This is a genomic window from Pandoraea communis, from assembly GCF_902459745.1.
In the GTDB taxonomy this organism is placed as follows: domain Bacteria; phylum Pseudomonadota; class Gammaproteobacteria; order Burkholderiales; family Burkholderiaceae; genus Pandoraea; species Pandoraea communis.
Genome location: NZ_CABPSJ010000004.1, coordinates 347,845 through 359,989 on the forward strand (window position 1 = coordinate 347,845; position 12,145 = coordinate 359,989).

12 protein-coding genes and 3 tRNA genes are annotated in these 12,145 nt (G+C 61.8%); 9 read left to right on the forward strand and 6 right to left on the reverse strand.

The window, feature by feature from the left end; all coding sequences use genetic code 11:
- Nucleotides 1-15: 15 nt before the first annotated feature.
- Complete coding sequence (kch, locus tag PCO31110_RS16255; protein ID WP_246189862.1) at nt 16-1,242, reverse strand: voltage-gated potassium channel protein; 1,227 nt, start codon at nt 1,240-1,242, stop codon at nt 16-18.
- Nucleotides 1,243-1,418: 176 nt separating this feature from the next.
- On the opposite strand from kch, the gene pgsA reads away from it, so the two are divergent.
- The 5 genes from pgsA to PCO31110_RS16280 all read left to right on the forward strand — a co-directional run bounded on the left by pgsA (nt 1,419) and on the right by PCO31110_RS16280 (nt 3,354).
- Nucleotides 1,419-2,012, forward strand: coding sequence for a CDP-diacylglycerol--glycerol-3-phosphate 3-phosphatidyltransferase (gene pgsA, locus PCO31110_RS16260; RefSeq protein ID WP_010805213.1), 594 nt, complete (start codon nt 1,419-1,421; stop codon nt 2,010-2,012).
- 177 nt (nt 2,013-2,189) lie between these two features.
- A tRNA-Gly gene (locus tag PCO31110_RS16265) sits at nt 2,190-2,265 on the forward strand.
- Nucleotides 2,266-2,314: 49 nt separating this feature from the next.
- A tRNA-Gly gene (locus tag PCO31110_RS16270) sits at nt 2,315-2,390 on the forward strand.
- Nucleotides 2,391-2,501: 111 nt separating this feature from the next.
- A tRNA-Cys gene (locus PCO31110_RS16275) sits at nt 2,502-2,575 on the forward strand.
- A gap of 209 nt (nt 2,576-2,784) precedes the next feature.
- Nucleotides 2,785-3,354, forward strand: coding sequence for a cysteine hydrolase family protein (locus PCO31110_RS16280; RefSeq protein ID WP_036664294.1), 570 nt, complete (start codon nt 2,785-2,787; stop codon nt 3,352-3,354).
- A 120-nt stretch (nt 3,355-3,474) separates the two neighbouring features.
- Here the strand turns inward: PCO31110_RS16280 and argC are convergent, their stop codons facing one another.
- Complete coding sequence (argC, locus tag PCO31110_RS16285; protein ID WP_010808203.1) at nt 3,475-4,401, reverse strand: N-acetyl-gamma-glutamyl-phosphate reductase; 927 nt, start codon at nt 4,399-4,401, stop codon at nt 3,475-3,477.
- A gap of 128 nt (nt 4,402-4,529) precedes the next feature.
- On the opposite strand from argC, the gene PCO31110_RS16290 reads away from it, so the two are divergent.
- The 3 genes from PCO31110_RS16290 to PCO31110_RS26280 all read left to right on the forward strand — a co-directional run bounded on the left by PCO31110_RS16290 (nt 4,530) and on the right by PCO31110_RS26280 (nt 6,054).
- Nucleotides 4,530-5,414, forward strand: a complete 885-nt coding sequence (locus PCO31110_RS16290; protein ID WP_010808204.1) for a LysR family transcriptional regulator — start codon at nt 4,530-4,532, stop codon at nt 5,412-5,414.
- A 153-nt stretch (nt 5,415-5,567) separates the two neighbouring features.
- Nucleotides 5,568-5,804 carry a hypothetical protein gene (locus tag PCO31110_RS16295; RefSeq protein ID WP_150690882.1) on the forward strand — a complete coding sequence of 79 codons (237 nt, stop codon included), beginning with the start codon at nt 5,568-5,570 and terminating at the stop codon, nt 5,802-5,804.
- 64 nt (nt 5,805-5,868) lie between these two features.
- Nucleotides 5,869-6,054, forward strand: coding sequence for a VOC family protein (locus PCO31110_RS26280; RefSeq protein WP_370855833.1), 186 nt, complete (start codon nt 5,869-5,871; stop codon nt 6,052-6,054).
- Here the strand turns inward: PCO31110_RS26280 and PCO31110_RS16300 are convergent.
- From PCO31110_RS16300 to PCO31110_RS16315, 4 genes are all read right to left on the reverse strand, one after another.
- Complete coding sequence (locus tag PCO31110_RS16300; RefSeq protein ID WP_246189863.1) at nt 6,035-6,991, reverse strand: alpha/beta hydrolase family protein; 957 nt, start codon at nt 6,989-6,991, stop codon at nt 6,035-6,037. The two genes, PCO31110_RS26280 and PCO31110_RS16300, sit on opposite strands and share 20 nt — an antisense overlap.
- Before the next feature lie 158 nt (nt 6,992-7,149).
- Nucleotides 7,150-7,896, reverse strand: a complete 747-nt coding sequence (locus PCO31110_RS16305; protein WP_150690883.1) for a FadR/GntR family transcriptional regulator — start codon at nt 7,894-7,896, stop codon at nt 7,150-7,152.
- 235 nt (nt 7,897-8,131) lie between these two features.
- Entirely contained in the window at nt 8,132-9,307 is a 1,176-nt protein-coding gene (locus tag PCO31110_RS16310) for a porin (RefSeq protein WP_010808209.1), read from the reverse strand.
- Nucleotides 9,308-9,372: 65 nt separating this feature from the next.
- Nucleotides 9,373-10,656 (reverse strand): glucarate dehydratase family protein, encoded by a 1,284-nt coding sequence (locus PCO31110_RS16315; RefSeq protein WP_010808210.1) that lies wholly within the window; start codon nt 10,654-10,656, stop codon nt 9,373-9,375.
- A 383-nt stretch (nt 10,657-11,039) separates the two neighbouring features.
- Here PCO31110_RS16315 and PCO31110_RS16320 point away from each other — a divergent pair, with 383 nt between their 5' ends.
- Complete coding sequence (locus PCO31110_RS16320; protein WP_246189883.1) at nt 11,040-12,143, forward strand: ABC transporter substrate-binding protein; 1,104 nt, start codon at nt 11,040-11,042, stop codon at nt 12,141-12,143.
- The last annotated feature ends 2 nt before the right edge of the window (nt 12,144-12,145 follow it).

The window sequence follows — 12,145 nt, forward strand, 5'->3', positions numbered from 1 at the left end:
ACGGCGCTTCACGCTTCACGTATCACCGTGGAACAACAGGCGCATCACGGTATCGTTGTCGACCGTCTCGCCGGACAGCGTGCGCGCGAGAAGCTCCCCGCCGACGACGGGCGGCGCGAAGATCATGTCCGGCTGAACGCGCTTGAGCTTGCTCAAGTGCTTGCTGTCGTTGACTGACGCGATGGTACGCACGGTGGGCGCGATTTCCTTCGAAGCGAGCACGATGAAGGCATTTTCCGAATCGTCGGCCCGCAGCGCGAGTAAGGCCCTGGCATGTTCGATGCCGGCATGGGTGAGCACGGCGTTGTCGCTGGCGTCGCCATGCATGACATCGGCATCCTCTGGGTAGGGATTGTCGGCGCCGCTGGCGATAATGACCGTGACCGGCCAGCCGCGTTTGGTGAGTTCGTGGTGCACGTTGATGGCGAGCGGCGACGCGCCGGCCACGATGAAGTGGTTCTTGCGTATCACGTGAGTGAACCTCCCCGCGAGAATTTTCCTAAGGTTGCCGCCGACGAGCGGGCCGATGACGACGGTCAACGACGTCGCAAACACACTGATTCCGAAAATGATGACCGATGCGGTGAAGAGCCGTGCGTCGGTGGAGTGCGGCACGATGTCGCCGTAACCGACGGTCGTCATCGTGACGATGGAGAAGTAGAACGCTGTCGCCAGATCGGTGACGGGCGGCGCGAATTCGCGACCGAGATACATCGTGCCGAACGTGGCGTAGACAAGCAGCGCGAACACGGCCACGAGGGTGTAGAGCGTGGCGGCGGCGAAGCTCGCGCGGTCGAATTCCCGCCAGTACCAGAGCAGTAATGCGATGCAGACGATCGAGAGGGTGAACGTCAGATCGAGGCGGATGTCCAGGTGGAAATTGATGGCGGCGGCCAGCGTGAGCATGACCAGCGTAAAGGCCCAGGCGGTGCGGGCCCGGATGACGAGACCGCAGGCGAGCGCGACCAGCGAAAGCCCGGCCAGCGCGCGGGGCAGGTGCGAGAAGTCGATGCGCTCGATGGCGTTCAGCCCGAAGAGCAGCCGGGGCAGATGGGTTGCTTCGATGCGTTCCAGCGCGGAGAGGTCGCCGCGGACGAAGAGATCGATGAGCACTGTGCCGGGCACGCGCAACAGCACCGGCGCGATGAGCAGCAAACCGTTGATGCCGACCAGTGTCGCGATGATGACGTGAGGGGGCAGCAGCGGTCGTCGCAGGGCGGGCAGGGGCCAGGGCAGTTTCACGAGATCGGTGCTATTGGCGGGGTGTTGCGAGCAAGATAGGGGCACACTGGCGCACATGTCAACCGCTGTGCGGTGCCTTGGCCTTGTGGCTGCGGGGCAGACACGGCACAATGCGGGTCTGGTACGGCTGCCGAGGGCGCCGTGTGTCGACTGCCGTTTGCCGAACTCATGCTGCCATGCCTTTTAATGTTCCCATATTCCTGACCTGGCTTCGGATCGTGCTGATCCCGCTGGTGGTCGGCGTTTACTACTTGCCTGCGACGTGGTTCTCGTCGGTGGAGATGAATTGGGTGGCGTGCGGGGTCTTCGTACTGGCGGCGCTGACCGACTGGTTCGACGGTTTTCTGGCGCGTCGCTGGAATCAGACGTCGGCGTTCGGGGCGTTTCTGGACCCGGTCGCAGACAAGCTGATGGTCGCGGCGGCGCTGCTGATGTTGTTGCAGATGGGGCGGATCAATGCGTTGGTGGCGTTGATCATCATTGGCCGCGAGATCACGATTTCGGCGTTGCGTGAGTGGATGGCGCAGATTGGCGCGTCGCGCAGCGTGGCGGTGCATCAGTTGGGCAAGATCAAGACGGCGGCGCAGATGGTGGCGATCCCGCTGTTGTTGTTCAACGGCACCGTGGTGTGGAACGGTTGGCGTTTCGACTCGCGATTCTGGGGGACGTGGCTGATTTACGTGGCGGCGGTTCTCACGTTGTGGTCGATGTTGTATTATCTGCGCCGCGCGTGGCCGCAGATTCGGGAGCGCGGTGCGGGCAAGATGTGAGCGTAAGTCTCTGAAGACGCGGGATTTGCGCGGTGGAGAAGAAAAATCTTCACAAATTTTCGGCGCAGGTGCTTGACACTGAATCACGGTTTCGACATAATCTCCTTCTCGCTGCTACGGCACATGCCCGGCAGCGAAATTTTGAGAAGTGGTTGGATTGGTAGTACGCATGACAATGCGGGAGTAGCTCAGTTGGTAGAGCGCAACCTTGCCAAGGTTGAGGTCGCGAGTTCGAGACTCGTCTCCCGCTCCAGTTTTCACACTGGACATTGAGTGAGTTGATCCTTGGTGTTCGGTGTCATGCGGGAGTAGCTCAGTTGGTAGAGCGCAACCTTGCCAAGGTTGAGGTCGCGAGTTCGAGACTCGTCTCCCGCTCCAAATCCAGAGGGAAGCCTGGCTTCCCTTTTTATTTGCCGAAAGCCCACGGCGATCGATCCGACGGGCGCCCTCGATGGTAACAGCGAGCGGTTACAATGCGGCATACCTGATGGCGGGATGGCAGAGTGGTCATGCAGCGGCCTGCAAAGCCGTGTACGCCGGTTCGATTCCGACTCCCGCCTCCAAAATTCAAAAGCCCTGACTTGTCAGGGCTTTTTCTTTTTCTGCTTCCGTCCCTCACGTCAGAAACGATCGGGTTGATGCTTCATGACGATCGTGATGTCCGCTGCGTGGCGTCATGCGATCGCCATGTTGTAAAGTCTGTATCGGCCATATCCGCCGGTCTGACACAGTCCCCGCCGGATCGATTCGAACAATCCGTTTATCCGCAAACATGGGCTCCTCACTTCCGCCTGCCGGTACCGTACTCCTGCTGATCGATTTGCAAAAGGCGATTGATCATCCGAGTTGGGGAGAGCGAAATAACCCCGACGCCGAGCGGCAAGTCAGTCGACTGCTTGTCCACTGGCGCAGCCAAGGCTGGCCGGTATGGCACGTTCGGCACGATTCTACGCACCCGGATTCTCACTACCGGCCGGGGCAGCCGGGGCATGAATTCAAGTCGGAGGCCGCCCCCATGGCCGGTGAGCCGGTCATCCCGAAACGGACGAACAGTGCATTCATCGGAACTGATCTGGAAGATCGGCTTCGCGTTGGGAGCCACGACACGCTGGTCGTGGCCGGTGTCATCACGAATAATTCAATCGAGGCAACGGTTCGCATGGCCGGTAACTTGGGTTTTCAGACGTGGCTCGTTGCTGACGGTGGCTTCACGTTCGGCCGGACCGACTGGAACGGAACGGCACGAAGCGCCGAGGATGTTCACGCGATGTCGCTAGCCAACCTTGACGCTGAATACTGCACCGTGACGACTGTTGATGCGCTGTTGGGCGCGTCCAGCTAAATTCGTTCAGAGGCCGAGAGAAAGCGCCGCCGGAATGCGACATTCGACGGCCACGACCAGATCGACAACGATCATTGGCATCCGTGGCAGCCGAACGTCAGCGCAAGCCATCGGCCCGTATTACTGCGTGAGCATCAGGTTCAGGTTCTGAACCGCAGCCCCGGATGCGCCTTTGCCAAGATTGTCGAACACTGCGCATAGCAGAACCTGCCCGTGCTCCACGTTGGAAAATACGCTTAAACGCATGTCGTTCGTACCGTTCAATGCTTGCGGATCCAGGTGCTTCAAGGCGCTCGATTCGTGCAGCGGCAAGACATGTACGTGGGCCGACTCGGCATAGTGGCGTGCCAGGCATGCGTGCAGCATGCCGCCGTCCACGTTTGGCGCCAGCAGTCGCAAGTCCAGGGGCACTGTCAGCACGATGCCCTGGCGGAACGCCCCATACGCGGGGACGAAGATTGGACGCTGCGCGAGCCCGGCGTGCTGCTGAATCTCCGGGGCGTGCTTATGTGCGAGTTGCAGGCCATACACCGTGTATGACGATGCGTTGACTGCACCCGGCCCCTCGTGTTCTTCCACGCCGGCACGCCCGCGTCCGGAGTAGCCGGACACCGCGTGAATGCTGACCGGGTAGTTGTCCGGTATGAGCCCGGCCTTTCGCAGCGGACCCAGCAGGCCGATCGCACCGGTCGGGTAGCAACCGGGATTGGTGACCCGACGTGCGTTCGCGATGCGTTCCGGCTGCTCCGGCGCCATCTCGGGGAAACCGTATGTCCAGCCCGGTTGCGTGCGGTGGGCCGAACTTGCGTCTATGACCCTGACGGCGGGATTGGCGATGGTAGCGATTGCCTGGCGCGCGGCGTCGTCGGGCAGGCAGAGGATGGCGATGTCGCAGGCGTTAATGGCTTCCGCGCGACGCTTCGGATCCTTGCGGTCCGCTGCGGGAAGCGTAAACAGCTTCAGGTCGCTTCGACCGCGAAGCCGTTCATGGATTAGCAACCCGGTGGTGCCTTGGTCGCCGTCAATGAAAACAACGGGAGAGTTCATGCGCGAAATACTCCGGTGACTGGGGTCATAACACGTAGAAAGAGCCCCTATCTTCCGCGTACCGCTAGAATAGTGAAAGTTGCATTTCATAACGCTAACATTCAGATTTTCTGAATCTGGACGCCGACATGCGAGAGATCAGCCTGGACCGCTTGCGTACCTTGGTCGCGATTGCCGACCGTGGCTCATTCGTCGACGCTGCGCGTGCGCTGCATCTGGCGCCACCCACGGTCAGCCTCCACATTGCCGAACTGGAAGATCGCATTGGGGCGCCGCTCCTGTCGCGCAAGCGTGGGCATGTTCGACCGTCGGCGATAGGCGAGATGTTGATAGGGCGCGCGCGTCGACTGCTGGCCGACGCGGAGCAGGCGTTGGACGATGTTCATCGCCAGGTGCAAGGACTCGCCGGACGCGTGCGGCTCGGCGCATCGACCGGCGCGATCGCGCATCTGTTGCCGCAAGCGCTCGAGGTGTTGCGCCAACGCCATCCCGCGATCGACATTCAGATTGCCGTGCTCACTTCACATGAAACGCTAGCCCGGCTGGCCGACGGCACGCTGGATGTCGGGCTGGTTGCTCTGCCTCAGTCCCCGGCGGCCGGGCTCGTGGTCAAGCCTTGGCGCCGCGATCCCGTCATGGCCTTCGTGCCGGCACATTGGCAGTGTCCGGCGCGCATCACACCTCAGTGGCTCGCGGCTCAACCTCTTATTCTTAATGACGCCACCACGTCTCTCTCGCGTCTGACAGCGGAGTGGTTTGCTGCTGGCGGTCACCATCCTGTGCCGCGCATTCAGCTCAACTACAACGATGCGATCAAGAGTCTGGTCGCGGCAGGTTACGGGGCTGCGCTGTTGCCACATGAGGCGACGACGCCTTTGCCCGACCCGCGCATTGCCATGCGTGCGCTGCGTCCTGCGTTGTGGCGCCGCCTCGGCGTTGCCCATCGTGCCGGGTACGTCGAGCGCTCCACGCAACACGTACTCGATGTGTTGTGGGCGCTCAGATTGGCGTAGGAATTGCCATTTTCCGTTTCGGCTTGCGCTGGCCAGCGCGGTAGCCTATTGCACGTCACGACGAACGAATGGCGGGGCTGTAGAAATCGGATCGTCCGCTGTGAACCGACACCGGCCCGCTATGCCGCGGGTGTCTTTCCAGGCTCGGGGCCAATGCCGGCAGCATTTCCTGCCGCTTCGATCAGCCAGACCAATCTCTCCATCTTTAACTGCCCAACGTGCTTCGAGGTCAGCCGCGAATCAACCCGGCTCGAGACGTTGATCACACTTGGCTTTAGCCGCAGCGACACGTGGGCCCCGGACGAGTTGAACCAGCGTTATCTTGAGAACCGCGTCGACGGGCTGCATATCGGTGCAACACCTGCGCGTCTGGTTCTGGCAACCGTCTGAAAGGACTTCACGACTTGCCATCGCGACGGCCAATCCCCTCCTTCAATGAGGGCGGGGACGGACGATGGCCGATGCCACCGCGCTATGCGCCTATCTGAAAGCGCACGATGTCCTCATTGTCAAAGGCATTCGCAATGCAGACTTCGGACTGCGATGCTTCGTCTTCGCCGATCCGGACGGCAACGCATCGATGTCGGCGAGCCCGTCACGCGCGATTGAACGCCGTTGGCTCAGAAACCGAGTTGTTTGACGAACGCGTCGACGGGCCTCGACCACATCTTTCCGCCATAGGAGAGCAGCAGATGGCCGTCGTGGCCGGGTAAGTCTTCCGTGTGAATGAACTGCGCGGGACTGCCCGCTGCGGCAAACGCATCGAACCATTGCCGTGGGGCATCGGAACCCCAGTACTGATCGTTGCGTGCGTAGAGCCAGAGGCCGGGGATATTCGTCGTCTTGCCAAATTCCCCGTAGACGGTCTGCATCTGCTCCGGATCGCAACTGTGTCCCGGTGCGCGCTCGGGCATGCCGCCCGCGCCGCCCGAGAAGTTGATGTAGCCGATCACGCCGGGCGGGTTGGTTGCGGCCGTCGCCACGGTGGTGAAGCCACCGACCGAGCGGCCTTCGAGCACGATGCGCGCCTTGTCGGCCCACGGCTGTGCACGAACCCAACTCACCGCAGCGAGATTGGCTTGCGCCGTAACCTTGCCGAGTTTCTCGAAGTCGGGGCGGCGTGTGCACCTGCCGTGCGTGTCGAACGAGGCGCCGGAGTTCTCGCGATCCGGCCCTCCCGTCTGGCCGTAGCCAACACGAACCGGCGCGACGATGGCGAAACCCTTGGCGAGCCAGTAACGCACGTGCCCCTTGGGAATCGGTTGATTCAGCTTCGCCCGCACCAAGGCATCGGAGGCGCGTCCGTGCTCGAAGATGAGCACCGGGAATGGCCCAGTGCCTGACGGTTTGTAAAGCTCGGTGTGCATGGCGATATCGCCGCCGAAGGTGCCCGCGCCCGGCACCACGATGGACACGATTTCCGGCACGGGATCGTTGGCCGCCGCAGGCGGGGGGGCCTCGGCAGGGGCCTCGCCAGTCGCGGCAACGGCCTTCGGGATGCCGGAGAAAGGCATTGCCAGAAGGAGGGCGCAAAGCCACCCTGCGCAGAGTTGTGCACGTGCGGCGAAACGTTTCATGGTGATGTGAGTGTCCCTGTGTCATGTTGCGTACCTTGTGTCCGACGGCGGCATCCCGGCCGCCGATTGGCGCACAGACTGGGGCTCATACTACTTCGCGGCGTGGGGCCGCGACACTCATGCGAACGACTGATGTACACGCAGCCGTGTTTGGCGTCTTACCCCTGCGGGCTGGCCGATTCCTGCGCGCGGCGCAGGCGCTCGCGGCTGTTGGTGAGGTGAGTGCGCATCGCAGCGCGGGCCGCTTCCGGATCGCGTCGTGCAATGGCGTTGTAGATGTCTTCGTGTTCGCGATTCACGCGATTGAGATACGACACCTGATCGTCGTCGGCCAGTGCGGCGGAATTCACACGCGTACGCGGAATGATCGTGTTGCCGAGTTGCTCGAGAATGTCGTGGAAATAGCGGTTGCCGGTCGCGCTCGCCACTTGCAGATGGAAGGCGACGTCGGCCGTCACGGCATTGCCGGTGCGTTGACGAACGTGCATCTCGAAGTCGTCCAGCGCCTGACGCATCAGCTTGAGTTGCATATCGGTGCGGCGATTCGCCGCCAGACCCGCCGCTTCCGTCTCCAGCGAAATACGTAATTCGAGAATCGCCATCACGTCGAGCATTGTCAGAATGCTGTTGGTGTCGACCTGTAGAGAATTCTCGCGCGGGGCCTCAAGCACGAACGTGCCGATGCCGTGACGCGTTTCCACCAGTTGTGCGGCTTGCAGCCGAGAGATCGCCTCGCGGACCACGGTGCGGCTCACCCCGAGGCTTTCCATGATGGCCGACTCGGTCGGCAGCTTGTCGCCCGGGCGGAACGTGCCGCTGCGAATCTGCTCGGACAAGGCGCTCACGACCTCTTCCGTGAGGCTGCGAGACTTGCGGCGAGGACGTGCGGGCAAGGGGCTGGTCATGGACATGGCGTCGTGGGAATGGTGGGTGACAAAAGACGCCTTCAGTTTACCTTATCGACCGTCGCATACATACGACAACCGATAAGAATCGACCGCCAATGCCACACCCCAATAACTACCGGGCATCGGCGGCCCAACGCACAACCTCGTGCGACTTCTCGCGACCACTCATGACGATCCGGAGCGGCATCGGTCACGCACCGGTCCGGACAGCTTTGCTACAGGCGGGCAGGCGTCAGAAATCGACGCGAATCCCCAACATGCCGACGAACTGCGAACTCGTCGTCGACGGCGTGCTGTTCTGCGAATCGCCGACCACCGGACCCGCGTTGATGATGCTCGTGGCATTCGCCCCGAGCGACTTGCCGTTGGCGTGCTGCCACGCTTCGAGCGCGTACAGCGACGTGCGCTTCGAGAGCGAATACACCTGCGCGAGCGAGACCTGGTGGTAGGTGGCGGAATCGGTGATGCCGTTGGCCTTCGACGCTGCCGTGTAGCTATACGCCGCCGCCAGACGCCATTGCGGAGCGACGATCCACGATGCATGCACGCCCGCCGTGTTGAAGACCGCGGTGTCGTGGAACAGCGACGCTGCGCCTGGCTTGTACTGCACGTTGCTGTAGCTCGCGCCCAGCGTCACGCTGCCGATCGTGTAAATACCGGCCACGGCGATGTGTTGCAGCACATCGGCCGAAAGGTAACCCTGATTGACGGCCGACGCGCCCGGTGTGCCCGTCGATGCCCCGTTCCAGCTCGCGCCGGTGCCGCCGACGTTGTTGATGCGCAGATAACCGGCTGCCAGCGAGAGCGGGCCGCCGTCGTAACGCAGCGCCCCGGAATAGGTGTTGCCCTTGCTGAAGGCTCCGGCCTGACCGCCGACGCCGTATTGCAGGCTGGCCGTCACGCCCCACAGCAGCGGCGAGGTATACGTCACCGAGTTGTTGATGCGGATGGTCGTGTCGAGACCGTCGATATCGCCCGGGTGGGCGCCGGTTGCGCCCGTCACGTACGAGGTGGGGCCGATGGTGCCGACCATCAGGTAGTAAGGCGAGTACTGACGCCCGATGGTGACCGTGCCGAGCTGGTCGTTCTTCAGGCCGACGAATGCCTGACGGTTGAACATCACGCCCGACGAACTGAATGCGCCGCTATTGACGTCGAAACCGTTCTCCAACTGGAACAGCGCTTTGGTGCCGCCGCCGAGATCCTCGGTGCCGCGCAGGCCCCAACGGCTGCCCGCGAGGTTGCCGTTACGCAGGTAGGTGTTCGACTTGCCGTTCTGGTTGCTGCTGTAAGTCAGTGCATCGTCGACGATCCCGTACAGCGTCACGTTCGACTGCGCGAACGCCGGTACGGCACCGGCGGCGAGACCGGCCAACACTAGCCCGGCAAACAGTTTCGAATGTCTCACGACTTCTCCTCTTGTGATGTGTTTTGTTGGACTTCGCTTGAAACGTTGTTGCGTGCTCACTGGTGCTAAAAACGAGGTGCCTTACCGCTCCAGTCGGGCCGGTATTTGCGCATCTGAACCGCGTCGTTGCGGGTGCGCAGTCCGCAACGCAGGTACTGTTCGTGCAGCTTGGCCAACTGGTCCTGATCGATTTCGAGGCCAAGTCCCGGCGCTTTCGTCACGGCGACCGCGCCATCGCGGATGGCGATCTTTCCGCCGCGCACAACCTCCTCGTCGGCGGCTTGCCACGGGTAGTGCGTGTCGCATGCATAGGACAGACGCGGCACGCTCGCGGCCAGATGCGTCATCGCCATCAGGCTGATGCCGAGGTGCGAGTTCGAGTGCATCGACAAGCCGAGATCGAACGTCTCGCACATGCGTGCGAGCATTTGCGTGTCGCGCAATCCGCCCCAGTAGTGGTGATCGGAGAGGATGATCTGTGCGCCGTTCAGACGCACGTTCTCGCGGAATTGCCGCAGATCGGTGACCACCATGTTGGTGGCGAGCGGCATGCCTGTGGCGCGATGCAGTTCCGCCATGCCTTCGAGCGTGGGAGTGGGGTCTTCGTAGTATTCGAGATCGCCTGCGAGTTCACGTCCCATCGCAATCGCCGTGGGTAGCGACCAGTTGCCATTTGGGTCGATGCGCAACGGCTTGTCCGGAAATGCGCGTTTGAGTGCCTTGAGGCACTTCACTTCCTCCATGGGATCGAGCACACCGGCTTTGAGCTTGATGCTGCCGAAGCCGTAGGTGTCGATCATCGTCCGAGCCTGCGCAACGAGTTGTTCGGCACTGAGTGTTTCGCCCCAGCCGTCGGGCGCATAGCCGCTCGCCGGTGCGTCGATGTGCTGCGCGTACTTGAAGAAGAGGTACGCGCTGTACTGCACCTCCTGGCGCACCGCGCCGCCGAGCAATTCGACGAGCGGAATGCCCAGATGACGCGCCTGCAGGTCGAGGAACGGGACTTCGAACGCGGAATAGATTTTCTCCACGTCCTTGCGCGGGTCGGTGCCCGGCGCGAGTTCGTATTCCACGCGCTCGCCGCGAACGCCCTGACGCACCACCGCCGCCACGCGCTCGCGCAGACCGTTGGTGTCGAACGGGTCCATCCCGATCAGGTGCGGGCGGGTGTTTTCGAGCAATGCCAGAACCGGCGCATCGCCATACGTTTCTCCCAACCCGATGTGCCCGTTATCGGTCTCGATTTCGATGATCGAGCGCAGTGCGTATGGCTCATGAATGCCGGCGGCGTTGAGCAGCGGCGGGTCGCGAAAAGCAATCGGGGTGATCGTGATGCGATGGATTTTCACGGTGGCTGATTCCCTTTCTCCGCAGACACAGGCCACGGACGAATACGCAATATGCGTTTGTTAAAGTAACTTTTACGTCATCGTATGACTGGGCGTAATTTAGGTGACGCGCAGGGCGCCTCTCTATCGGTGTAATCCCTGATAAGCGACTGGGCGTTCTCATTAAATCGCCTTATATCACGGGGTTTGGCGCGAATATTTCGCTTTCCTAGGGAAATCTCTGAGGCGGTTCGGCATGTCTCATGATTGCAAATTCGCCATTCGAGTCATATGATGACTTACGAGAAATTCAACTCTAAAGAGGAGACAACATGGTCTTTAGCCGCAGGGGATTCTGGCAACACGCGTTTGGCGCACTGGCATGTGCCGCCGCACTGGGAAGCATGGCGAGTACCGCAACCGCTGCGCCGGTCGCGCTGAACATCGTCGACGTCGCAGGTAACCTCGCCCTTACGCAGAAGGGCTTCGAGGCGTTCCGCGACAAATACCCGGATCTGGTCTCGAAGATCACGTTTACCAACGCGCCTGCCCCGCAACTGCCGGGCAAGATCAAGGCCATGCAATCGGCCGGGCGCTCGGATATCGACATCGTGCTCACCGGGACCGACGCCCTTGCCGCCGGTATCCAGCAAAATCTCTGGCAACGTCTGCTGCCCGACTACAGCGCGAAGTTTCCGGGCGTGCTCGACAAGTACGCGCCCAATGTGCGCGCCATGCAGGAACTCTCCAAGGGTTACGGTCTGGCCGTGACGTTCATGCCGGCAGGCCCCCTCGTCGAATACAACCCGGCCAAGGTGAGCAACCCGCCGAAGACGCCCGCCGAACTGCTCGCGTGGTGCAAGGCGAATCCGGGCAAGTTGATTTATGCGCGTCCGGCCAACTCGGGGCCGGGCCGCACGTTCCTCATGGGCTTGCCGTATCTGCTGGGCGACAAAGACCCGCACGACCCGGTCAAGGGGTGGGACAAGACGTGGGCGTTCCTGAAGGAACTCGACGCGTGTATTCCGTACTACCCGGGCGGCACGTCGGCCGTGATGAAGGAACTGGGTGAGGGCAGTCGCGACATGACGCTCACCGTCACGGGCTGGGACATCAATCCGCGTGCCCTGGGCATCGTGCCGGCAACGTTCAAGGTGCAATCGTTCGACAAGTTCACGTGGGTCAACGATGCGCACTACATCGTCGTTCCCAAGGGCGTGCCGAAAGAGAAGATGGACGTCATCGTCAAGCTGATCAACTTCATGCTTGAGCCGGCACAGCAAGCGCTCACGTATGACGACGGCTATTTCTATCCGGGCCCTGCGGTGAAGGACGTGCCGCTGTCTGCCGCCCCGGCGAAGAGCCAGGAAGTGATCGCGAAGTACGGCCGTCCGGAATACGCGAAACTCATCGCCGACTTCCCGCATGCCGTGCCGCTCGACGCGACGGCGATGGTGGCGGCGTTCCAGAAATGGGATGCCGAGATCGGCTCGCTGAAATCGAAGTGACC